Raw genomic sequence first — 21,647 nt, forward strand, 5'->3', positions numbered from 1 at the left:
GCAATGACATTCGCCGAGCTTTACCAGCCTCTTAGCCCTGATGTGAGTCAGCGCGCACAAAAAGTAAAATTGCTAATCTGCGATATTGATGGTGTTTTTTCTGATGGCCGAATTTATTTAGGCAATGATGGCGAAGAACTTAAAGCATTCAATACAAAAGATGGCTTTGGTATTAAAGCGCTCATAAATAGTGGTTTTGAAGTGGCAGTCATTACTGGCCGCCATTCACAAATAGTTCAGCAGCGAATGACTAGCCTAACAGTTCAGCACATTTATCAGGGACAAGAAGATAAGCTAATTGCTTATCAAGAGTTAAAGGATAAACTGGGGCTAACTGATGAGCAAATTGCCTATATTGGTGATGATGGTCCAGACTTACCAGTAATGGAAAAAGTAGGGTTTGCTGTTGCTGTTAACGACGCACACCCACTAATTAAAAAGCTGGCTCATTACACCACATTATTACCAGGTGGCTTTGGAGCCGTGCGTGAATTAACTGATTTACTGATGTTAGAAAACGGTAAGCCGTTAACTAGCGATGGAACCAGCGCATGAATATAGCCCGTATTTTACTGAGTGTTGTTTTTGTTTGTTGCATGGTGTGGTTGTGGTATCCGTACTTTAATCAATCAGCAGACACAATAACTAGTGAAGACGAGATCATTGCAACGCCTGATTACACTGCGGTGGCGTTAAAGCAAACTGCTTATGACGAGCAAGGAAAAATCAGTCATAAAGTAGCTGCGGCTAAAATGGAGTTGTATCAACAATTAGGGTTTACCTTTTTTGAGCAACCTGTATTTACTATTTATGGCGACCAGCAGGTTTGGCAAGTAAAAGCCAAAGAAGCCACTTTATACGAAAATGATCAGCTGATTTTTGAAGGGGATGTAGTTGCTAAAAACTTAACCCATAACGGTATGATCGAAGATATAAAAGCAGAAAACATTAATGTCGACATTAATAAAATGACCATGTTTTCAAAGCAACCTGTAACACTAACAGGACCGAATTTAAAGATTACCGGTAAAGGCTTAAAAGCCGATTTAAAAACCGAAATTGTTGAGTTAACTAACCATACACGAACCATATACTATGACCAATAAACTGAAGAAATTACTCCTGATCCCAAGCTTATTGATTGCGTTTTCCGGCACCGCTGCCGAGCAAACTGGCGCACAAATTAGCATTAGCTCAGATCGCCAAGTTGGTAAACTAAAGGATGGCGTTGGCATATTTGAAGGTAACGTAGAGATCGTGCATGGTAATCGTCGTATTACAGCAGAACGTCTTGAAGCACACGGCGGTGATACCGAAGGTACAGTAGAGCTAATTATTGCAACAGGCAAACCAGCTTACTTCGAAGAAAAACAAACGGATGGTTCCGTAATGAGCGCCAGTGCTGAAGAAGTTCGTTATGATGTTGCGAAACGCTTCTTAACCTTAAACGGTGAAGCTGAAGTTACCCAAGCTGGTCAAAAAGTAACAGCGAAAAGCATTACCTATGATATGGCTCAGCAGCTTATCAGTGCTGAAAAAGACGAAAACTCATCAGATCGTGTACACACTATTTTAGTACCTGTTGAAAATAAAAAAGACAATAAAGGCCAACCATGAGCACATTAAAAGCAGAGCTTTTAGCTAAGAGCTACAAAGGCCGCCAAGTGGTTAAAAATGTCGGTCTGGAAGTTGAAGCTGGCAGTATTGTTGGCTTGCTTGGCCCAAATGGTGCTGGTAAAACCACGACTTTTTACATGATTGTAGGCCTAGTTCCGAGCGACAAAGGTAAAATTAGCATCGATGATAACGATATTACCCTTTTGCCAATGCACAGCCGTGCGAGGTTGGGTATTGGTTATCTACCGCAAGAATCTTCGATTTTTCGAAAGTTAACAGTTTACCAAAACTTGATGGCTATTTTAGAGACTCGTAAAGATCTAAATAAAACCACGCGGGAAGAAACTCTAAATAGCTTATTAGATGAATTTAGCATCCAACACATCCGTGATAGTCAAGGTATGGCGCTATCTGGTGGTGAACGTCGCCGCGTTGAAATTGCTCGCGCATTAGCCGCTAATCCTAAATTTATCCTTTTAGATGAGCCTTTTGCTGGTGTTGATCCAATTTCAGTGTTAGATATAAAGAAAATTATTGAGCACCTAAAAAATCGTGGTATTGGTGTACTAATTACTGACCATAATGTTCGAGAAACCCTTGATGTTTGTGAAAAAGCCTACATTGTTTCTCATGGGGAGCTAATTGCATCAGGCACACCTGAGCACGTATTAGCTGACCAAACTGTACGCGATGTTTATCTAGGCGAGCAATTTAGGCTGTAACCATTACGCCACCGACTAGAGCATCTGCTAGACTTATAACAATGACAATAAATCGATAATAACTTAACTGTCTTTGCACAGTTATCGATAACTTAAAAAAAGGATTGTTAGGGATACATGAGGCAATCATTACAGCTGCGCATGGGCCAGCAACTTACAATGACTCCACAACTGCAACAAGCTATTCGTTTGTTGCAGCTCAGTACATTGGATCTCCAACAAGAAATTCAAGAGGCGCTAGATAGTAACCCTTTACTTGAAGTGGAAGAAGCGGATTACAACGAAGAAAGCATCGGCAAAAATGAACAAAAAGCTGAATCTGACGATGTGCAAGTCAGCGCTTCTGCAGACGAAGCACCTAGCGAATATGAACAAGAAAGCAGTGATGCTCTAAATAAAGACACTGTAAGTGACGATTTAGCCATGGATGTTACATGGGATGAGTACATGAGTGCCGCTCCATCAACATCATCAGGGCCAATGCCAGAAGATGAATCTATTTATCAAGGTGCATCGACCGAAACCCTTCACGAATACCTTATGTGGCAATTACAGCTAACTCCCTTTAGTCCGACTGATGAAGCGATTGCTGTGGCAATTGTTGAGGCTATCGATGACTCTGGTATTTTAACGGTAAGCTGTGAAGATATCGTCGAGAGCTTTAATCAAAATAGTGATGAAGAAGAAATCGAACTTGATGAAGTCGAAGCGGTCCTAAAGAGAATTCAATTGTTTGATCCTGTCGGTATTGGGGCGCGTAGTTTACAGGAATGCCTGTGTATTCAACTTCGCCAATTCGATGCAAACACGCCATATTTAGCTGAAACTAAAATGGTTTTATCTGAGCATATCGAATTATTAGCGAGTCGCGACTATCGAACTTTGATGAAAAAGACTAAGCTTAAAGAAAATGAGCTTAAAGAAGTAATGACGCTAATTCACAGCTTAAACCCTAAGCCTGCGGATAGCATAGTACGCGAAGAGTCTGAGTACGTCATACCTGATGTATCAGTGAAAAAAGTAAAAGGTCGCTGGGTGGTTGAGTTAAACCCAGATAGTATGCCAAAGATTAGAGTGAACAGCCAATATGCGGCTATGTCTCGCTCTGTTAAATCAAGTAGCGACAGCCAATTTATTCGCTCTCACTTACAAGAAGCAAAGTGGTTTATTAAGAGCTTAGAAAGCCGTAACGATACACTATTAAAAGTGACCAACTGTATCGTTCAACAACAACAAGCTTTCTTTGAGCATGGCCCAGAAGCAATGAAGCCGATGGTGCTAAATGATGTTGCTGAAATGGTCGAAATGCATGAATCGACGATTTCACGAGTAACAACGCAAAAATATATGCATACCCCCAGGGGTATTTTTGAGTTGAAATATTTCTTCTCAAGCCATGTCAGCACTGAAAATGGTGGTGAGTGTTCTTCAACAGCAATACGCGCTTTAATCAAGAAGTTAGTCGCTGCAGAAAACTCGGCTAAACCATTGAGTGATAGCAAAATTGCAGATATATTGGCTGAGCAAGGAATTAAAGTAGCTAGACGTACAATTGCAAAATATCGTGAGTCTCTAGCAATACCTCCGTCTAATCAGCGTAAGAGTTTGATTTAGACGTTTTACATAGAAGGAAAAATGCTTATGCAACTAAATTTAACTGGTCGTCATGTAGAAATCACTGATTCATTAAGAGACTATGTAAACACCAAGTTTGCGAAACTAGAAAGGCATTTTGACCATATTAATAATGTTCATGTCATTCTAGATGTAGAAAAATTAAGCCAAAAAGCAGAAGCAACTTTACATGTAAACGGAGGCGAATTGTTCGCTTCTACAGAACATCAAGATATGTACGCAGCCATTGACTCGTTGATCGATAAGCTTGATCGCCAAGTCATTAAACACAAAGAGAAATTAGCTCGACATTAAATTATGAAACTAAGTTCACTTACTAATCAGGACTGCAGCAAAGCTGCGGTCCTTTTTAATAGCAAAAAAAGAATTCTTGAATATATCAGCGAACTGGCTCACCAGCAGCTTCCTCATTTATCTCAACAAGATATCCTAAATGCTTTACTCAACCGAGAGAAGTTAGGTAGCACTGGTATTGGCCGAGGTATTGCTATTCCACATGGCCGAATGAGTGGCGCCGATGAACCTCAGGCGTTTGTCATAGTGAGTGAATCCCCAATCAATTTTGATGCAATTGATAATCGCCCTGTTGACATTTTCGTAGCACTCATCGTACCAGATGGTGACTCTCAGCTTCATCTAAAGACCTTATCAACAATTGCTGATAGACTTAAAGATAAAGAGTTTTGTAAACAGCTGCGTAGTGCTACTACCGATCAGCAACTGTTTCAGGTTATATCAGCAGAGGCATAAATGGAATTAATCATTATCAGCGGTCGCTCAGGCTCAGGTAAATCGGTCGCTTTACGAGTACTTGAAGACTTAGGTTATTATTGCGTTGATAATATTCCAGTCAATTTACTGCCTTCGCTCGTGCGTAGCGTATCAGATAACTACGATAAAATAGCGGTCAGTATTGATGTGCGTAACCTTCCAAAAGAGCAGCAAGAATTTAATGATATTCTTGAGTACCTTCCTGGTTTCGCAAATCCAACACTTTTTTACTTAGACAGTGATGACCAAACCCTGATAAAACGCTTTTCAGAGACTCGTCGTTTACACCCATTATCCATTGATTCTTTGCCACTTGATCTGGCTATTAAACAAGAAAAAGTCTTACTCGATGTGTTGATCACTCGTGCTGATTTTATGATTGATACCACAGATCTCAGTGTTCATCAGTTAGCAGAATCAATTCGCGAAAAGATTTTGGGTAAAAAGGATAAAAAACTGATTATCACTTTTATGTCTTTCGGCTTTAAACATGGTATTCCAAAAGAAGCTGATTACGTATTTGATGCACGTTTTTTACCTAACCCACACTGGGAACCTGATTTGAAGCCGCTAACGGGTCTAGATCAACCAGTAAAAGATTATTTAGCTAGCCACAGCATAGTGCAAAAGTTCACATGGCAAATTCAAACATTTGTGCAAACATGGCTACCACATTTAGAGCGTAACAACCGAAGTTACCTTACCATTGCCATTGGTTGTACTGGTGGCCAACATCGCTCTGTTTACTTAGCGCAAACAATTGGTGAGAGTTTTGCTAAAAGCCATGACAATGTAAAAATTCGCCACCGTGAACAAGACATTTAATTAGGCACTATTATAATGCGCGCTGAAGATACCTTTTTAATTCAAAACAAACTCGGCTTACATGCTCGCGCAGCCACTGTTTTAGCCCAATTAGCACTACAATTTGATGCTAAAATTACGCTTTATCAAGACGATAAAGAAGCTGAAGGTGACAGCGTATTGGCGTTAATGCTACTTGAAAGCAGTCAAGGTAAAGAAGTTAGAGTCGTTTGTGAAGGCCCTGATGCTGATGCAGCATTAACTGCAATCGGTGAATTAATCGCACAGCGCTTTCACGAGCAAGAATAGCATTTGCTAAGCCTTCAAGATTTACGGTAAACTTAATTAGGATATTTGAAATTCCCTTTAAATATCCTACTTTTATATCGCTCGCTTTTCTAAGTTGCAAAACTCTTAATAAATTTATCACAGTGCGACGATATCTCTGCAAATACACCACAAAGCAACTATGCTGTATTTGCTCAGCCTATATAAACTTTTTTCAGTTGTAAGGACGCCAATGCCAGAAGCCTTTGAACAAGATTACCCACTACAACAACTCAAACAAGTGACCAAGTCACTCAATAGTGGTCAATTTGTTCAAGTGCGCGGTATGTTAGCCAAAACGGCGCCTTGTGATACAGCCCTTTTACTTGAGTCTTCTCCCCATAAAATTCGTCGTATGCTTTGGCAGCTGGTTGATCCAGATGTGCGTGGTGATGTTCTAGAAGAACTGTCTGAAGATGTACGTCTTGGTATTATTGCGCAGATGGAACCTGAGCACATTGCTGCCGCCACCGAGGACATGGACGACGATGACTTAGGTGAGGTTTTACGTAGCCTTCCTGATACCGTATATCAAGACGTAGTTAGTGCAATGGACTCGCAAGATAGAGAAAGGGCTACTCAGGCACTTTCTTATCAAGAGCGCTCTGCCGGTGCCTTGATGAACAGCGATACGGTAACAATTCGCCCAGATGTTACTTTAGATGTAGTGCTACGCTATTTACGCCTACGAGGTGAGCTACCAGAAGGCACTGATGACTTATACGTTGTTGATAAGCATAACTGCTTCCTAGGAGCACTTTCGTTAACTACACTGCTGACAAGCCCATCTGATAAAATTGTTCGCGATTTAATGGATGAAGATTGTGAGTCTATACTTATTTCAATGGATGAAAGTGATGTAGCACAACTTTTCGAACGTCATAACTGGATTTCAGCCCCGGTTGTTGATGACAACGCACACTTGCTAGGTCGTATTACCATCGATGATATCGTTGACGTAATCCGCGAAGATGCTGAACATAGCATGCTAAGCCTCGCTGGTCTTGATGACGAAGAAGATACCTTTGCGCCAGTGCTAAAAAGTTCGCAACGTCGCTCTATTTGGCTTGGAGTTAACTTATTAACCGCATTGCTAGCAGCAATTGTGGCAAGCTTTTTTGAAAATACCTTAGCAATTTTGCCTATTTTGGCAGTACTCAATGGTATCGTACCTTCAATGGGTGGCGTTGCAGGCAGTCAAACTTTAACACTGGTTATTCGTGGTATAGCCGTTGGCCATATTAATCAAACTAACCAACGCTTCTTATTACTCAAGGAATTAGCGATTGGCGCACTGAATGGCGTTATTTGGTCGATATTAATTGCCGGTGTTGTTGCCCTATGGCAATGGGACTTTAAGCTCGGTGCAGTATTAGCCTTTGCAATGTTTATGAACCTGGTTGCTGCAGGTATTGCGGGTGCAAGCATTCCATTAATTCTCAAGAAAATGAAAATTGACCCTGCCCTCGCTGGCAGTGTGGTACTCACAACCGTTACCGATATTGTCGGTATCTTTGCCTTCTTAGGTACTGCAACGTGGTTATTAATCTAATCTGAAAACGGCCCTTTAAGGGCCGTATTTATTTCTATTTACTTGCACGCTGCTTATTTTTACCAACTCTTGGTTTAGTATTGGCCTTTTTAAACTGGCTAAAACCGGTATGACGAGTCAGTGCCGCGCGGCCTTTACCGCCCTTCCCTTTAGCTGCTTTCTCGTTGCGACCTTCTTCAGGTACCAAACAGTTTGGCCCCTTACCGATTAGATTCGCTTTGCCCATTTTTCTTAGCGCTTCACGGATCATCGGCCAACCAGCAGGATCATGGTAACGTAAAATCGCTTTGTGTAAACGACGCTGGCGGGCGCCTTTTGGTACAGGCACTTGCTCAGTGTTATTTTTAATATTGCGTAACGAGTTCATCTCAGTATGATAAATCGTCGTTGCGTTGGCCATTGGCGACGGATAAAAGTTTTGTACTTGATCAAGCTTAAAGTCATTACTCTTTAACCAAAGCGCCATATTAACCATGTCTTCATCTTTAGTTCCTGGGTGAGCAGAAATAAAGTACGGGATCAGATACTGCTTTTTACCTGCTTCTTTTGAGTATTTATCAAATAGCTCTTTAAACTTATCATAAGCACCCATACCCGGCTTCATCATCTTAGATAATGGGCCATCTTCGGTATGCTCAGGGGCAATTTTTAAATACCCGCCTACGTGATGGGTAACCAGCTCTTTTACATAGCGTGGATCTTCAACTGCTAAGTCATAGCGTACGCCTGAAGCAATTAAGATTTTCTTCACACCCTTCACATCTCGGGCTTTTTTATAAAGCTCAATGGTTGGCGTGTGATCCGTGTCCATATGCTTACAAATATCAGGATAAACGCATGATAAACGACGGCAAGTACTCTCTGCTTTTTTACTCTTACAGCGCAACTTATACATATTCGCAGTCGGTCCACCTAAGTCAGAAATAACCCCTGTAAAGCCCGGTACCTTGTCACGAATTTGTTCAATTTCATCAATAATTGATTGCTCTGAACGACTTTGAATAATACGCCCTTCGTGCTCTGTGATCGAACAGAAAGAACAACCACCAAAGCAGCCACGCATAATGTTCACTGAGGTTTTAATCATTTCATACGCAGGGATTTTGTCATCACCATAACTTGGGTGCGGAATACGTTGGTATGGCAAACCAAATACACCATCCATTTCTTCTGTTTCTAGTGGAAATGCTGGCGGATTTACCCAAATAGAACGGTCGCCATGACGTTGAAATAACGCACGTGCACAGCCTGGATTTGTTTCTTGGTGCAAAATACGCGACGCATGGGCATAAAGCGGCTTATTCACACTCACTTGCTCAAACGCTGGCAGTTTAACGTAGGTCTTTTCCCATGGTTTAGGACGTGCAGGCTGAACAGTTATTGGTTTGGCTGCTTCAGCACTTAGATCAATACCCGCTTTTTTAAACTCAGATTTACTACAACCCACATCATCTGCGCCATACGGGTTTGGAATTGGATCAATCTTACCGATTTTATCGATAGCTGTAGAGTCACTACCACGCCAACCCGGCAATGGTTCCTTACGAATTACCGCGGTACCACGTATATCTTGAATTGTCTCGACCGACTCACCTGCGGCAATACGGTGAGCCACTTCAACAAGTGGACGCTCAGCATTACCGTAAATTAAAATGTCGGCTTTGGCATCAAACAGAACACTTCGGCGTACTTTTTCTTGCCAGTAATCATAATGAGCAATACGACGTAAACTCGCCTCAATACCACCGATGATCAGCGGCACATCTTTATAAGCTTCGCGACAACGTTGGCTATATACAACCACCGCACGGTCAGGGCGTTTACCACCTATGTTACCTGGCGTGTATGCATCATCATGACGCATACGCTTTTCAGCGGTATAACGGTTGATCATCGAGTCCATATTACCCGCCGTAACACCAAAGAATAAGTTAGGCTTGCCTAACGCCATAAAGGCATCTTTCGAGTTCCAGTCAGGCTGCGCAATAATACCAACGCGAAAACCCTGCGATTCAAGCATGCGGCCAATCACAGCCATACCGAAACTAGGGTGATCAACATATGCATCACCACTGACAATGATCACGTCACAGCTATCCCAGCCTAACGCGTCCATTTCTGCACGAGTGGTCGGTAAGAATGGCGCCGTGCCATAGCATTCAGCCCAATACTTAGGGTAAGAAAACAGGCCTCGCTCGGCTTTTAATGCGCTCATAAAGTGTACTCTGCTAACAAAAGGGGCGAATTATACCAATTCGCTTAATTAAGTGGTCTATTTTGAGGCAATAAAACCTCGTTGATAACAAGGCAAAAATTTCGTTATTTAGTTGTTCTAAATCAGAAATTTTTAACGCAGGTAGCGACAGGTTTAATCTCTCAAAATGACTAAGTATTATCGCGGGTTGGTATTATACCTCACTCTTATGGATTATTATAGAAAACAAAACGCCCTTCACATGGGAGGGCGCTGTTTAATTAGTATGCACATACTGGAACTGGCTATTGCCTAGCTTGCAGGTAGGTAATTAACTCTTTTTCTGGCATAGGCTTAGCGTACATGAAGCCTTGCACTTCATCACAGCCAAGCTGGGCTAAATAATCTGCTTGCGCTTGTGTTTCGACCCCTTCTGCAATAGTTTTTAAGCCTAACCTTGCACCAAGAGAAATAATTAACGCTGCAATCGCCTGACAATCTTGACCTGGTAAATCTTTAATAAAAGCACGATCAATTTTAAGTCTATCAAGCGGCAATTTTTGCAAATAACTCAACGACGAGAACCCTGTACCAAAGTCATCAATCGCAATCTCAATGCCAAACTCTTTAAGCTCTTTTAATGTCGTGATCACATTAGCTAGTTCATCCATAACCACACTTTCGGTTACTTCAAGTTCGATAAACTGCGGCTCTACATTGTATTTTGTTAAAGTGTCTTTAACTTGCTGTGCATAGCCTTTAACTTTAAATTGTGGCACCGACACATTCACAGCAATACTTATTGAAAAGCCTAATGCTTCTAAGCGCTTTTGCTGCAAACATGCTTGCTCTAGCACCCACTGGCCTATATCAACAATTAAGCCTGCATCTTCAGCCATAGGAACGAAAATCGCCGGTGAAATATACTGACCATTACCCGAAGGCCAACGAAGCAGCGCTTCGCAGCCAATAATCTCAAGGGTATTTAAATCAAGTTGCGGCTGAAACCAAACCTCTAATTTACGTTGTTCGAAATCTTGGCGAAGTTGTCTGATGATACCTAAACGCCACGCCATTTTCTCTTCCATATCTGGGGTATAAGTCACCACCATTTCAGAAGATTGTTTTTTAGCTTGGTTAAGAGCAATGTATCCCAGTTTTAATGTCTCAATTCCCGCTTTTTGAAAGTCACCTTGATAACATAAACCGATGTTAAAATTGATTGGCAAAATGTGTTCGCCCGCATTAAAAGGCAAACTTAAATGCTCGCGAAGTAGCTCAACATCACACTCATTAACAGGTAACAATAGACCGAACACATCTGCACCAATACGTGAGAGCAACTCAGCATTAGGGTACTCTTGTTGTAACCTATCGACAATTGCGTTCAGTAATAAGTTACCGATCTCTTGACCTAAGCCGTTATTAATATCAGAGAATTGCGCAACATCAATTAATAAAAATACAAAATCACTTTTACCCGGTTGATAGTAACGCTCAACTTTATTCATGAAATCATTACGATTCGATAAGCCAGTTAAAATATCTTTATATGCAGCATCACGTAAACGGTTGAACAATCTAACATTATCAAGACCAACACTGACATTAGTCAGGAATATCTCGGCAAATTGTAATTGCGAAGGACTTGGCGTGTGCTCGGTTTCTAAGTAAATAGCTGCTTGGCGATTTTTACTTTTGAGTAAGTATGTACTGTCAATATCCGTATGTTGATGTTCACCTTGCGCCAAGCAATTATTCACTTGCATGATGATACGACCATCATCAAGTTGCTCAACACCTTGACCTATAAAATCATTGTATTGAGCGCAACCGCCTAAAACATAAACCTGATTATCATCTTCGATTGAACCACACAGTAAGCCTTGCGGTTCACAATCCAAAATAATTGAAAGCTGTTTGATAACCGCCATCGAAAAAGCTTTGATATCGGTAAAACCAAGAATAGCTTTTGATGCATACAAAATATTATTTAAAGCGCGGCTTTGAAATTCTAGCTGACAAACTTGCTCATATGAGCGAATAGCAGTAACAAGTGCAGTAATAAGCTTACTGCGTGTTAGTTCTGTTTTGGTTTTATAGTCGTTTATATCGTATTCGCGGATAACCTTTTCTTCAGGTGCATAACCTGGTTGTCCGGTTCGTAAAATAATTCGCACGTTGTGATTTTTGAGGCATTCTCTAACTTGCTTTACAACTTTTAAGCCAGCATCATCTGACTCCATGACTACATCAAGTAAAATCACCGAAATCGAATGGTCATTTTTAAGTAATTCGAGTGCTTCTGCACCTGAATAGGCATGGTGGAACCGCAAGCCTTTGTCCCAGAACTCAACCCCTGAAAGAGCCAGCTTAGTCACTGAATGTATTTCTGGATCATCATCGACAATTAATACGTCCCAAAAATCAGAGACAGTTTCATCCACTAACTGTTCGTCATCTTGGTCACTAAACAAAAAGTCGTTACTCTCTGATGCCATTAATAATTCCTTAGAGTGATGCCCATAATACTGTAACCATGGTTCCACTCCATTTTACAGCGACGCTCAAAATTCTATCACTTATTTAACTATGATACATTAGTGATAGCTTATATAGTATCAAACAGATTATAGTCTATGTTACGTATAATGTTATGAAAGTTATAAAACAATTGCCTGAGGTGAGACTATTAAAATACTCATTTTTACCCTAAAAGCGATTTTTATCGGCATTCTGATCTCACTTGTCATTGGACTGATGCTTTCACCGCAATATACAGTTCACAAGTCAATTAAAGTGAACGCAAGCAGCGCCGAGATTGCGAGTCTTGTTGGCGACTTTAGTCAATGGCCAAAGTGGCAACCATGGCAGGCAGTGGACCCGAGCATTAAATTTATCATTGCTGAGCCAAGTCAGGGCGTTGGTGCACATCAATTTTGGCAAAGTCGCTTTGGCGAAGGCGAAATGACCATCACCCAACTCGACAATACTCAGCTTTCATTTAATATATTATTTAATAAAGAACACATTACCCAAGGCACTATCCGCTATTTACCTGAAGGCGATAACGTTAATATTGAGTGTTCACTAAATGGTGAGGTTAATACCCCAATTATTGGTGGCTACCTTGCTTTATTAAGCCAGTATATTCTCAATAACACAGTAAAGCTGGCGCTCAATAACATCAAAACCCATGCGCAGTTAGCAACAAAAGACAAGGCGATTGCTACCGATGACAGTGAAAGCAGCTCAAGCGAGAGTTAATCTTGCTAATATCATAGAAAATCAGCTCGGCTATCCAATTCATAAAGCCTCATCTGCTAGGATTAACCATGCTGATAATGACAGCTACTCAGCACAAGGTCAGCAACAGCTAGCTTATCAAATAAGAGCTCAAGCCAGCCTTTTAGAGCGCGCCCAAACTCGCCAAGAAATTCAATTTATAAAGCGCCAAGAAAATATCGAAACCATTATGTCGATGGCCATGGCTTTTTGCCCGGATGTTACTGGTCAACAACAGCCCGATTTTGATTGGATAGAGCGTTTTATTAGTTTATGTGAAGACACAGCGAACTCATCAATGCAGAAACTGTGGGCGAAAATACTAGCTGGTGAAACAGTCTCACCGGGTACCTTTTCAATTAAAAGCCTGCAAACACTTAAACACATGACTCAGCGAGAAGCTGATGCCCTTCAACGCTGTACATCACTGTGTGGCTTTAATGAAAAAGACAACAGCCACTTAATTTTACTCGGCTTTTATAAAAAACCATCGCTGTTTGATTTGCTCAGAAAGGGTAACAAAGTGTCATTTAACTTAGGAAAAACTCCCGTTAGCTTTCCTGATATTCTTACCTTAATGGATATTAACTTACTATACCGAAAAGAAATCGAATCAGCCGTTTTAAAAGCTGGCCAAGAACTAGTACTGAGCTTTATGAATCAACGCTTGGTTCTAATAGCGAAAAGTAATGACTTGGTACTCAGTTATTATAAGTTTACTCAAACGGGTGATGAGTTACGAAAGCTAATTGCATCGCCAATAAACAAAGCTTATAAGCAAATATTATCAACAGCATTAGAAGATGAATTTGAAGTAAGCTGGCAAGCTTTAAAATAAAGCAGCCAGCTTAGTATAAATCGAATGGCTCGATTAGAAGTGGATTTGAATACCCGCAAATGGGCCTGATGCATCTAAGTCTGTGTAGATATCATCAATATCATCAAGCTCTAATGTCATTGAGCGGTAGCCGGCTTTAATATCCATATCAATTGCTAAGTTATCAAGTAAAGCGTATGCAATGCCCGCCTGATAGTCTTGAATTTTGCTATCGTCAATAGCAAGTAAACTACCTTCAAAGAATACGCTTAAACCCGTTAATGGTAAGCCAACTTCAGAACGGCCATAAACTAAAGGTACGAAACCAGAGAAATCAACTCGCTCAGTCGTGTTTTGGCCACCATCTTGCGATGTACCCGTTACCGTAATTTCACCGTCGAATTGTTTCGCATTCACACCTAAATCAATAGAAACTAAATCATTATCAAAGATTTCGTAATAGAGAATATAGTCGATGTGTGATAAATCGCTGACAGTGCCTACTTGCGTACCTACAACGTAATCTGAACCACCAAAGCTAAAGGTTTCATCTAGGGTGGTATCACCATTTAACTCAAGCTCAGTGTATTTTAGTTTAATGTTTGGTACTAACGGCACTGGGTGCTCAAGCGCTGCGTAGTAGCTCGTAAACGTTTCATCATCAAATTTAAAGCTTTGTAAGTTTCCGTCTTGAGCAAAGCTACCGCTATTATCTGATTGCCAGCCATCAACACCTAAGTATAAACCTAATAATGTATCAGCTTGCGCTGTTGGGGCTAAACAAGCCATTGAAAGGGCTGCTGCTAAACAGTACTTTTTCATCATTTTATCCTTGCGCTAAAAGTTCGCTAAGTTCAATTAGAGCCGCATTGGCTCGAGAAATATAATTCGCCATGACCAATGAGTGGTTAGCTACAAAACCAAAGCCACTGCCATTTAAAATCATTGGGCTCCACACTGTTTCTTGTGTGGCCTCTAATTCACGAATAATTTGTTGCAGACTAACACGAGCATTTTTCTTTTCTAATACATCAGCAAAATCATATTCAACCGCTTGTAAAAAGTGCAGTAATGCCCACGTTGCACCACGAGATTCATAAAACACATCATCAATTTGCCACCAAGATGTTTTCACTTGGTTTTGCAAAGGTGTATAAGTTGCTTGATGAGCTGCAGTGTCGCCAGCTAAATCTGTATTCAAACGGTCTTGACCAACACTCGCGCTTAATCGCTGACTTAAGCTGCCAAGTCGCTTTTCAGCTTCTTTTAACCAGCTGCGTAAATTATCAGCACGGGCATAAAACTGGCTATCACGATCGTTCTGATCCGCTATTTGAGTACGGTACACTACCAATAAATCAATGCCCTTTTGATACTCTGTTTCAGCACTCGGCCATGCCCATGCAACAGAGCTAATGTTAAACTGTGGCTGGGCTTTTTTTAGAGCTTCATGCTCAGTAGATTGCGATTGTGAACGGCTGAAGTCTTTACGCATAGACAACACTAAATCACGGGTCATCTCAAGTGCGCCGTATTCCCAGGCAGGCATATTATCCATCATCACACTAGGTGGCATCATATCATTTGATAAATAACCACCAGGCTTATTTAACAATGTACTTGCAACATCAATCAGTGTTGACGTTGTTGTGTAGCCAGTGACAAACTTTTCGCCACGCAGTTGCGCTTCTTGTTTTGCCTTGCTAACAACATCCATGCGATCCGGCTCACTACTCCAGTAAACAGCAATCGCGTAAAAAATAATTAATACAATAAGTAATGCACTGGCTATTTTTCCTTTATGCTCAGACATAATACCTCCTAGTGATGTGAGTGCTCTTTACTTTTTTGTGCTGCCTGTTCAGACATTTCTTGTAAAGACACAACTTTGGCTTGGGTGAAAACTCGATTGCCATCATTAAAATATAGCGTGAGTTTACGCTCTTGCCCTGCTTTTAGTTGATCTTCAGGTTCAAACACCATTAAGTGATAACCACCTGGTTTAAACTCAACACTGCTATGACCATCGATCTTTAATGATAAAACCTGCTCCATTTTCATCATGCCATCAACATGGGTATGCTGATGGATTTCAACACGTCCTAAACCATCCAGTTCCGCTTTAGTTAGTACTGTTGCATGCTCACTTGGGTTGGTAATAGTTAAATAAGCAACACTTGCTTTACTGGCTGGTAAAAACTCACGTACCTGCGCGTTGCTTACGGTTACTTCAGCAACATCGTTATGGTCATGGCCACTATGGGCAAATGAAAAGGTACTCGTGATTAAACTTGCGGTAAGAAAAGAGAGTGCGGGCCATAGTTTCATTATGTTTTAATCCTTGTTAAGACATTAACTTACCCGCTAAATTTAGCATATTTTATGTATTAAGGCAGTTTAATAGTACCTTAAGCTGGTGATTTTTTGTTATCGGCGATCAACCAACACAATGCTGCGATCAATAAAAGAGGCCATGCAATCATTACTGAGCCAAATAAAAACGCAAGCACAACACCAATCAGAGCAACAACACCTGCGCCAAGTAGACCAATAGTGAATAGCGCAACACCAGCAACGACAGCAATCACAGCTACAATTGCTCCGATGACCTCAAGGCCAGCCCAACTCATATCAGCAATTGATAAGGGCAACTGCCATGAGTCAAACGATACAAATGAAACTACATCAGTGCATAGTAGTAACATTGCTAGAACGATGATAGCTAACGTTTTCATGATCGACTCCTAGTAGCCTTTTACTGGTAAAGTGCAATGAGCCACTAAGTAACCCACGCCAATTAACAGCGGCATTTGAATAAGTAGTATGATCATTACCAAACGGGTTGACCACACAGGGAAGCCTAAGCGTGCAGCGAGTCCGCTACACACACCCGAGATCTTTTTGTTACTCAGATCACGGTACCAACGTGTCGATGTGTGATAAGTATTCATCATAAACCTCCTAAGCCGACTGCTTCATCGTTGCTTTTAAATCAGCAAGCTGTTTATCGATTGCTTCATCTTTCTCAAGGGCAGCAATTTGCGCTGCTGTTGAATTTGCGGCATCACTTTGCGTAAGTTCATACGCTTCAACTTGTGACTCAATGTTTTCAACGCGCTGCTCTAAGTAGTCAAAACGTGCTAATGCATCTTCAACTTTACTGCTATGCAGCTGCTCTTTAACCTTTAAACGTGCTGTAACAACGCGTTCTTTTTGCATGTAAGTCAGCTGTTTGGCTTTTGCATCCGCAAGCTTGTTTTGTAAACGCTGGCAGTCTTCTGTCAATTTTGCGAGTGACTCAGCAACTTTATCCATTTCAGCTTGTTGCGCTTCGATTTCTGTCGTTAAACGCTGCTTTTCAACTAACGCAGCTTTGGCAAGATCATCACGATCTTTACTTAGTGCTTTTTCTGCTTTAGCTTGCCAGTCAGCTACTTTCGCTTGTTTAGCTGCGATTTCGCGCTTCATTTGCTTTTCTTGTGTTAAAAATGTCGCAGCGGTTGCACGGCATTCAGTCAGTGCATCCTGCATTTCTTGCACGAGTAGATTAAGTAACTTTTCAGGATCTTCAGCTTTATCTAATGCTGCAGAAAGGTTTGCCTGAATAATGTCATTTACGCGATTTAATACACCCATGTGACTCTCCTGTTGATTATTGGGTTAATACAGCTAGGAGATTCCAATTCTTGTGCCAACTAACGAATAAACAAAATTTATTATTTAAATACAATCAGTTGAAGTGGATTTGTTGAGATTTTGGCTGACTAGTGACTGAATGAAAAATAACTAATTTGACTAAAAAATTAACTTTTTCACTAAATTTTAGGATCAAAAAAAGCCACGAAATGTGGCTTTTTAATAGGATATTTGATTAGGCTTCTGGGACAAAACTCAAGGCTTTATCCATAACAGATAAATCAGCCGCTTTACCATGACCCTTTTCTGAAAGGTGGCGTCTAAAACCACGCGCCCCAGGTTGGCCTTGGAAAATCCCCAACATGTGGCGAGCAATATGCCAAAAGTTAGCGCCTTTACTCATTTCATCTTCAATGTAGTCATACATTGCACGCACAACCTGATGGCGACTCAGTGTAAAGGCTTCATCACCATAAATATTTTCGTCTACTTCAGACAAAATAAACGGATTACTATACGCCTCACGGCCAATCATGATGCCATCAACATACTCAAGGTGCGCCACACTATCAGCAATCGTTTTCACGCCACCATTCAAGCTTAGGTGTAGTTGCGGGTAATCTTTTTTCAGCTGATAAACGCGAGGATAATCAAGAGGTGGGATCTCACGATTTTCTTTTGGGCTTAAGCCATTTAACCACGCTTTACGCGCATGAATAATAAAGTCATCACAACCAACATCATGACTTGCTTCTATTAAGGCACATAAAAACTCATACGAATCTTGCTCATCAATACCAATACGAGTTTTAACCGTAACAGGAATAGTCACTTCGGCCTTCATTGCAGCAACGCAGTCAGCAACCAGTTTAGGCTCAGCCATTAAACAAGCACCAAAACGACCATTTTGCACGCGATCAGACGGACAGCCCACATTTAAATTAACTTCATGATAGCCGCGCTCTGCCGCTAATTTTGCACACTTAGCCAAAGCTTCAGGATCTGATCCACCAAGTTGCAATGCGACTGGCCCTTCATGCTCATTAAAGTGTAAGTAATCGCCTTTACCAAATAAAATAGCGCCTGTTGTCACCATCTCAGTGTAAAGCACAGCGTGCTTAGTCATTTTACGGTGAAAGGTTCGACAGTGACGATCAGTCCAATCTAACATGGGTGCCACGGAAAAACGGCGGTTTAATGTCGTTGTGCTCATAACATGGCCCCTTTTAAGATCAATGCATTTACTTGCAACTTAAATTACCTAATACGATGAACGCTAAAAATAGCGATGACACATACCCCATTGGTATGCACCGAAATGAAAAATTGCAGCCATTATACCACCGAAGCAAGCTCACGGCATGGCTTAATCAAAGATCAGATGATGAAAAGAGGTGAAGAAGTGTACTGCAAACTCACTTCTTTGATGAATAAGCAAAAATGGAAAAGTTACATCTTCACTTCATTTAGAAGATGCTCAAGGTTTTGTCCTGTAAGCTCCAATACCGTGATTTCAAGCTCTTTGTAGTCTTCGTTTTTCAGGTTAACGAGCTTAGCACCCACTGCAATTCGCGCTACTTTCTCAACAGGATCCATTTCTACAATTTCAATTGATGCGCGCGTATCATGATCTTTTGATTGCACATAATATTCACTAAAGAAGGTACCATCAGCACGTACATTTGGATTACTGTCAGACACAGACTGCAGAAGCGTGCCTTTCTTTAAATCACTTTTACGAAGTGAGAAGCTGTATTCCGCCACATTGGCATGACCAACAATCACGGTTACTGCGCTTTCACCATTAATTTTAAAATCATGATCTGTTACTTCGATGACTTTTAGCTTACCACTATCATAGGTCGGCTCCATGCAAGCACCTAAACTAAAAATCAGAAAAACAGATAAGACGACATTTTTGATTAGCATTCTTTGTTCCTTAAATTTTATATTGCCTTCTTTAAAGTTAGATAAAAGAAGGCAATTATTCAAAGTTTAAATCACTGAAAATGCACTTTAAATTAAAACTAGCCGACAACACTTAAACCAAAGTAGTGAGCAATACCGCCTAAAATATTAGTAACCGCCACTGACGATAAAATTAAGCCCATCACCCGGCTAATGATACTCGCGCCACTATCACCAATTAACTTATGAACATGTGTAGCAAGCAGTAATAAAACCAGCACGATTACTAATACAGAAAGCATGATCGATGAGGTTATAAGTTGCTCATACCAAGTGTATTCGGTATTTCGGGTCATCAATACCGCACCTAGCATGGCACCTGGGCTGGCAATTGAAGGTATCGCCAATGGGAAAATAGCGGTTTCAGTGCTATCTCGAACGCTTTTGATCTCTGTTTCTGGTTTACTTTCACCGAATATCATCAATAAAGCAAAAAGTAATAAAACAATACCTCCGGCAATCTGAAACGCCGAAAGCGGAATATTTATCGCGTCTAAAAGTAACTCACCAGCCACAACGAAAAACAATAAAACCAGTGCCGAAACACCAACAGCTTTTAACGCAACTTTGCGCTTAAATTTAGCATCATCCCAGCGTGTAACTGCAATAAAAACGGGCACAGTGCCGATCGGATCAATGACGGCAAAAAAGAAAATGAACGCAGCTAACAATTCATTCATTAAGAAAACTCCCTTGAAACGTGTTAGCGAATAAAAACACTGCAACTACAATACAGTATGTTAGTATATCACGGTAGCGTAAGGATAAGAGAAGATGAATATAGAATCACTCGTCAGTAAAGCAAAACAAGTATGCGATAATCGTGGTGCACGTTTCACACCTATCCGTGAAAAAGTATTCCGCCTATTAGCTAGTGCGCAGGGTGGTGTCGGTGCTTATGACTTATTAGAACAACTCAAATTAACTGAGTCAGGCGCAAAACCAGCCACTATTTATCGAGCGCTCGATTTCTTATCGGAACTTGGCTTTATTCATAAAATTGAAAGCACCAACTCATTTATGTTGTGCCATCATTTTGATCACATTCACCCTGTACAATTATTAATTTGTGACAGCTGTGGTTATGTAAAAGAATTACATTCAACAGTAATATCTCATGAGCTTAATAACTTAGCTGCAGAAAGTGGATTTATTGTCTCAGGACAAACTATCGAAGCACATGGCAAGTGCGAAAAGTGCAAAGAATAAGTGCGGTGTTTGAAACAACCACTACACTTAAAGTATGATTAATGGCATTTCGAAACCTAAGGGAAATTAAATAATGAATGTGGAGTTCATCAACCCTTTTTTATCATCATTATTAAATGTATTGAGCACCATGGCTCAAACAGAATTAAAGCCGGGCAAACCTAGTTTAAAAAAAGATGAATTAGCCCGTGGCGATGTATCAGGTTTGATTGGTATGGTTGGCCCACAAACTAAAGGTTCGCTTTCAATCACCTTTGATGAAAATCTGGCACTAACCATTATGGAAAGAATGCTAGGTGAACGCCCTGATACGGTGAACGAAGAAGTAACTGACATGGTAGGTGAAATTACTAACATGGTGACAGGTGGCGCTAAAAACTTACTCGGCGAAAAAGGCTATGAGTTTGATATGGCTACGCCAGTTGTCGTGTCTGGTAAAGGACATACAATCGCTCATAAATGTGAAGGTGCCAAGGTGTTAATTCCATTCACTTCTGCTGATGGTAACGCCAATATTGAAGTTAGCTTTGATAAACTATGAGCTGGCAGCAAAAAATCATTCAATTGAAGCCTCGTTCGCGAGGCTTTCACATCATTGATGACGAGCTACTTCGTCAACTTCCTGAAATAACGCAATACAAAGTAGGCTTATTACACCTTTTCATTCAGCATACTTCTGCAAGCTTAACTATTAACGAAAATGCAGATCCTACTGTACGAATGGATATGGAAAGTCACTTCAATCATTTTGTGCCAGAACGACAAAGTTATTATCGCCATGATTATGAAGGTGATGATGATATGCCTGCCCACATAAAAAGCAGCACATTAGGTGCAGAACTCACTATTCCAATTAACCAAGGCCGTTTAATGCTAGGCACTTGGCAAGGTATCTATTTAGGTGAACACCGAGACCATGGTGGTACTAGACGCATTGTCGCCACGATTCAAGGTCAGATCTAAAACTAGCTGTAAGCTGCAAGCATGTCTTAACTTCTAATTTTTTTAAAAAGTGTTTGGGGATTTATTAGAGATTGGAGCGGCACACGAGGCTCGAACTCGTGACCTCAACCTTGGCAAGGTTGCGCTCTACCAACTGAGCTAGTGCCG

Annotated in this window: 26 protein-coding genes; 15 read left to right on the forward strand and 11 right to left on the reverse strand. The window is 40.9% G+C overall.

Annotation, left to right across the window (positions count from 1 at the left end; genetic code table 11):
• Positions 1-3 precede the first annotated feature (3 nt).
• The 10 genes from kdsC (at position 4) to mgtE (ending at position 7,428) form a co-directional block, all read left to right on the forward strand.
• On the forward strand, positions 4-555 hold the full coding sequence (gene kdsC / locus HCZ11_RS14305; RefSeq protein ID WP_054561100.1) for a 3-deoxy-manno-octulosonate-8-phosphatase KdsC: 552 nt from the start codon (positions 4-6) through the stop codon (positions 553-555).
• On the forward strand, positions 552-1,106 hold the full coding sequence (gene lptC / locus HCZ11_RS14310; protein WP_130049830.1) for an LPS export ABC transporter periplasmic protein LptC: 555 nt from the start codon (positions 552-554) through the stop codon (positions 1,104-1,106). The genes kdsC and lptC overlap by 4 nt, the downstream gene beginning before the upstream one ends.
• Entirely contained in the window at positions 1,096-1,617 is a 522-nt protein-coding gene (lptA, locus tag HCZ11_RS14315; protein ID WP_130049831.1) for a lipopolysaccharide transport periplasmic protein LptA, read from the forward strand. The genes lptC and lptA overlap by 11 nt, the downstream gene beginning before the upstream one ends.
• Positions 1,614-2,339 carry an LPS export ABC transporter ATP-binding protein gene (lptB, locus tag HCZ11_RS14320; protein ID WP_062566533.1) on the forward strand — a complete coding sequence of 242 codons (726 nt, stop codon included), beginning with the start codon at positions 1,614-1,616 and terminating at the stop codon, positions 2,337-2,339. Before lptA ends, lptB begins: the two co-directional genes overlap by 4 nt.
• 117 nt (positions 2,340-2,456) lie before the next feature.
• The gene (locus HCZ11_RS14325) at positions 2,457-3,953 is read left to right on the forward strand and encodes an RNA polymerase factor sigma-54 (RefSeq protein ID WP_130049832.1); all 1,497 of its coding nucleotides are present in this window, start codon (positions 2,457-2,459) and stop codon (positions 3,951-3,953) included.
• A gap of 27 nt (positions 3,954-3,980) precedes the next feature.
• On the forward strand, positions 3,981-4,268 hold the full coding sequence (hpf, locus tag HCZ11_RS14330) for a ribosome hibernation promoting factor (protein ID WP_036971325.1): 288 nt from the start codon (positions 3,981-3,983) through the stop codon (positions 4,266-4,268).
• 3 nt (positions 4,269-4,271) lie between these two features.
• A complete protein-coding gene (gene ptsN / locus HCZ11_RS14335; RefSeq protein ID WP_130049833.1) occupies positions 4,272-4,724 on the forward strand; it encodes a PTS IIA-like nitrogen regulatory protein PtsN in 453 nt (150 codons plus the stop codon).
• The gene (gene rapZ, locus HCZ11_RS14340; RefSeq protein ID WP_130049834.1) at positions 4,725-5,570 is read left to right on the forward strand and encodes an RNase adapter RapZ; all 846 of its coding nucleotides are present in this window, start codon (positions 4,725-4,727) and stop codon (positions 5,568-5,570) included.
• A gap of 15 nt (positions 5,571-5,585) precedes the next feature.
• A complete protein-coding gene (locus HCZ11_RS14345) occupies positions 5,586-5,858 on the forward strand; it encodes an HPr family phosphocarrier protein (protein ID WP_167658735.1) in 273 nt (90 codons plus the stop codon).
• Between the two features lie 211 nt (positions 5,859-6,069).
• Complete coding sequence (gene mgtE, locus HCZ11_RS14350; protein WP_130049836.1) at positions 6,070-7,428, forward strand: magnesium transporter; 1,359 nt, start codon at positions 6,070-6,072, stop codon at positions 7,426-7,428.
• 34 nt (positions 7,429-7,462) lie between these two features.
• On the opposite strand, the gene HCZ11_RS14355 is transcribed toward mgtE, so the two are convergent.
• Positions 7,463-9,643, reverse strand: a complete 2,181-nt coding sequence (locus HCZ11_RS14355) for a YgiQ family radical SAM protein (RefSeq protein ID WP_167658736.1) — start codon at positions 9,641-9,643, stop codon at positions 7,463-7,465.
• 284 nt (positions 9,644-9,927) lie between these two features.
• Entirely contained in the window at positions 9,928-12,123 is a 2,196-nt protein-coding gene (locus HCZ11_RS14360; protein ID WP_167658737.1) for an EAL domain-containing protein, read from the reverse strand.
• A gap of 259 nt (positions 12,124-12,382) precedes the next feature.
• Between HCZ11_RS14360 and HCZ11_RS14365 the strand changes: the two genes are divergently transcribed.
• Both HCZ11_RS14365 and HCZ11_RS14370 read left to right on the forward strand, forming a co-directional pair.
• The gene (locus HCZ11_RS14365) at positions 12,383-12,889 is read left to right on the forward strand and encodes an SRPBCC family protein (protein ID WP_167658738.1); all 507 of its coding nucleotides are present in this window, start codon (positions 12,383-12,385) and stop codon (positions 12,887-12,889) included.
• On the forward strand, positions 12,858-13,745 hold the full coding sequence (locus tag HCZ11_RS14370; protein ID WP_167658739.1) for a TIGR03899 family protein: 888 nt from the start codon (positions 12,858-12,860) through the stop codon (positions 13,743-13,745). Before HCZ11_RS14365 ends, HCZ11_RS14370 begins: the two co-directional genes overlap by 32 nt.
• Positions 13,746-13,778: 33 nt before the next feature.
• Here the strand turns inward: HCZ11_RS14370 and HCZ11_RS14375 are convergent, their stop codons facing one another.
• The 9 genes from HCZ11_RS14375 to HCZ11_RS14415 form a co-directional block, all read right to left on the reverse strand.
• Entirely contained in the window at positions 13,779-14,546 is a 768-nt protein-coding gene (locus tag HCZ11_RS14375) for a TIGR04219 family outer membrane beta-barrel protein (RefSeq protein ID WP_167658740.1), read from the reverse strand.
• A gap of 4 nt (positions 14,547-14,550) precedes the next feature.
• A complete protein-coding gene (locus HCZ11_RS14380; RefSeq protein ID WP_130049841.1) occupies positions 14,551-15,537 on the reverse strand; it encodes a DUF2333 family protein in 987 nt (328 codons plus the stop codon).
• 8 nt (positions 15,538-15,545) lie between these two features.
• Entirely contained in the window at positions 15,546-16,052 is a 507-nt protein-coding gene (locus HCZ11_RS14385) for a copper chaperone PCu(A)C (RefSeq protein WP_130049842.1), read from the reverse strand.
• An 80-nt stretch (positions 16,053-16,132) separates the two neighbouring features.
• Complete coding sequence (locus tag HCZ11_RS14390; RefSeq protein ID WP_130049843.1) at positions 16,133-16,459, reverse strand: hypothetical protein; 327 nt, start codon at positions 16,457-16,459, stop codon at positions 16,133-16,135.
• Positions 16,460-16,468: 9 nt separating this feature from the next.
• Positions 16,469-16,675: a PspC domain-containing protein gene (locus HCZ11_RS14395; RefSeq protein WP_054554145.1), complete on the reverse strand. Its 207-nt coding sequence runs from the start codon at positions 16,673-16,675 to the stop codon at positions 16,469-16,471.
• 10 nt (positions 16,676-16,685) lie between these two features.
• Positions 16,686-17,360 (reverse strand): PspA/IM30 family protein, encoded by a 675-nt coding sequence (locus tag HCZ11_RS14400; protein ID WP_167658741.1) that lies wholly within the window; start codon positions 17,358-17,360, stop codon positions 16,686-16,688.
• A gap of 235 nt (positions 17,361-17,595) precedes the next feature.
• Positions 17,596-18,573, reverse strand: a complete 978-nt coding sequence (gene dusA / locus HCZ11_RS14405) for a tRNA dihydrouridine(20/20a) synthase DusA (RefSeq protein ID WP_130049845.1) — start codon at positions 18,571-18,573, stop codon at positions 17,596-17,598.
• Positions 18,574-18,809: 236 nt separating this feature from the next.
• Positions 18,810-19,289 (reverse strand): hypothetical protein, encoded by a 480-nt coding sequence (locus HCZ11_RS14410; protein WP_130049846.1) that lies wholly within the window; start codon positions 19,287-19,289, stop codon positions 18,810-18,812.
• Between the two features lie 98 nt (positions 19,290-19,387).
• Positions 19,388-20,008 (reverse strand): MarC family protein, encoded by a 621-nt coding sequence (locus HCZ11_RS14415; RefSeq protein ID WP_130049847.1) that lies wholly within the window; start codon positions 20,006-20,008, stop codon positions 19,388-19,390.
• 94 nt (positions 20,009-20,102) lie between these two features.
• On the opposite strand from HCZ11_RS14415, the gene HCZ11_RS14420 reads away from it, so the two are divergent.
• The 3 genes from HCZ11_RS14420 (at position 20,103) to HCZ11_RS14430 (ending at position 21,500) form a co-directional block, all read left to right on the forward strand.
• Positions 20,103-20,537: a transcriptional repressor gene (locus HCZ11_RS14420; RefSeq protein WP_054554141.1), complete on the forward strand. Its 435-nt coding sequence runs from the start codon at positions 20,103-20,105 to the stop codon at positions 20,535-20,537.
• Positions 20,538-20,610: 73 nt separating this feature from the next.
• Positions 20,611-21,078, forward strand: a complete 468-nt coding sequence (locus HCZ11_RS14425; protein WP_054554140.1) for a chemotaxis protein CheX — start codon at positions 20,611-20,613, stop codon at positions 21,076-21,078.
• Entirely contained in the window at positions 21,075-21,500 is a 426-nt protein-coding gene (locus HCZ11_RS14430) for a secondary thiamine-phosphate synthase enzyme YjbQ (protein ID WP_130049848.1), read from the forward strand. Before HCZ11_RS14425 ends, HCZ11_RS14430 begins: the two co-directional genes overlap by 4 nt.
• The last annotated feature ends 147 nt before the right edge of the window (positions 21,501-21,647 follow it).

The organism is Pseudoalteromonas sp. HF66 (assembly GCF_011806445.1).
GTDB classification, from domain to species: domain Bacteria; phylum Pseudomonadota; class Gammaproteobacteria; order Enterobacterales; family Alteromonadaceae; genus Pseudoalteromonas; species Pseudoalteromonas apostichopi.

Excerpts from the sequence above, each read along its gene's own strand:
- kdsC (WP_054561100.1), top strand. The coding sequence starts at position 4 with ATGACATTCGCCGAGCTTTACCAGCCTCTTAGCCCTGATGTGAGTCAG.
- lptC (WP_130049830.1), top strand. The coding sequence starts at position 552 with ATGAATATAGCCCGTATTTTACTGAGTGTTGTTTTTGTTTGTTGCATG.
- lptA (WP_130049831.1), top strand. The coding sequence starts at position 1,096 with ATGACCAATAAACTGAAGAAATTACTCCTGATCCCAAGCTTATTGATT.
- lptB (WP_062566533.1), top strand. The coding sequence starts at position 1,614 with ATGAGCACATTAAAAGCAGAGCTTTTAGCTAAGAGCTACAAAGGCCGC.
- HCZ11_RS14325 (WP_130049832.1), top strand. The coding sequence starts at position 2,457 with ATGAGGCAATCATTACAGCTGCGCATGGGCCAGCAACTTACAATGACT.
- hpf (WP_036971325.1), top strand. The coding sequence starts at position 3,981 with ATGCAACTAAATTTAACTGGTCGTCATGTAGAAATCACTGATTCATTA.
- ptsN (WP_130049833.1), top strand. The coding sequence starts at position 4,272 with ATGAAACTAAGTTCACTTACTAATCAGGACTGCAGCAAAGCTGCGGTC.
- rapZ (WP_130049834.1), top strand. The coding sequence starts at position 4,725 with ATGGAATTAATCATTATCAGCGGTCGCTCAGGCTCAGGTAAATCGGTC.
- HCZ11_RS14345 (WP_167658735.1), top strand. The coding sequence starts at position 5,586 with ATGCGCGCTGAAGATACCTTTTTAATTCAAAACAAACTCGGCTTACAT.
- mgtE (WP_130049836.1), top strand. The coding sequence starts at position 6,070 with ATGCCAGAAGCCTTTGAACAAGATTACCCACTACAACAACTCAAACAA.
- HCZ11_RS14355 (WP_167658736.1), bottom strand. The coding sequence starts at position 9,643 with ATGAGCGCATTAAAAGCCGAGCGAGGCCTGTTTTCTTACCCTAAGTAT.
- HCZ11_RS14360 (WP_167658737.1), bottom strand. The coding sequence starts at position 12,123 with ATGGCATCAGAGAGTAACGACTTTTTGTTTAGTGACCAAGATGACGAA.
- HCZ11_RS14365 (WP_167658738.1), top strand. The coding sequence starts at position 12,383 with ATGCTTTCACCGCAATATACAGTTCACAAGTCAATTAAAGTGAACGCA.
- HCZ11_RS14370 (WP_167658739.1), top strand. The coding sequence starts at position 12,858 with ATGACAGTGAAAGCAGCTCAAGCGAGAGTTAATCTTGCTAATATCATA.
- HCZ11_RS14375 (WP_167658740.1), bottom strand. The coding sequence starts at position 14,546 with ATGAAAAAGTACTGTTTAGCAGCAGCCCTTTCAATGGCTTGTTTAGCC.
- HCZ11_RS14380 (WP_130049841.1), bottom strand. The coding sequence starts at position 15,537 with ATGTCTGAGCATAAAGGAAAAATAGCCAGTGCATTACTTATTGTATTA.
- HCZ11_RS14385 (WP_130049842.1), bottom strand. The coding sequence starts at position 16,052 with ATGAAACTATGGCCCGCACTCTCTTTTCTTACCGCAAGTTTAATCACG.
- HCZ11_RS14390 (WP_130049843.1), bottom strand. The coding sequence starts at position 16,459 with ATGAAAACGTTAGCTATCATCGTTCTAGCAATGTTACTACTATGCACT.
- HCZ11_RS14395 (WP_054554145.1), bottom strand. The coding sequence starts at position 16,675 with ATGAATACTTATCACACATCGACACGTTGGTACCGTGATCTGAGTAAC.
- HCZ11_RS14400 (WP_167658741.1), bottom strand. The coding sequence starts at position 17,360 with ATGGGTGTATTAAATCGCGTAAATGACATTATTCAGGCAAACCTTTCT.
- dusA (WP_130049845.1), bottom strand. The coding sequence starts at position 18,573 with ATGAGCACAACGACATTAAACCGCCGTTTTTCCGTGGCACCCATGTTA.
- HCZ11_RS14410 (WP_130049846.1), bottom strand. The coding sequence starts at position 19,289 with ATGCTAATCAAAAATGTCGTCTTATCTGTTTTTCTGATTTTTAGTTTA.
- HCZ11_RS14415 (WP_130049847.1), bottom strand. The coding sequence starts at position 20,008 with ATGAATGAATTGTTAGCTGCGTTCATTTTCTTTTTTGCCGTCATTGAT.
- HCZ11_RS14420 (WP_054554141.1), top strand. The coding sequence starts at position 20,103 with ATGAATATAGAATCACTCGTCAGTAAAGCAAAACAAGTATGCGATAAT.
- HCZ11_RS14425 (WP_054554140.1), top strand. The coding sequence starts at position 20,611 with ATGAATGTGGAGTTCATCAACCCTTTTTTATCATCATTATTAAATGTA.
- HCZ11_RS14430 (WP_130049848.1), top strand. The coding sequence starts at position 21,075 with ATGAGCTGGCAGCAAAAAATCATTCAATTGAAGCCTCGTTCGCGAGGC.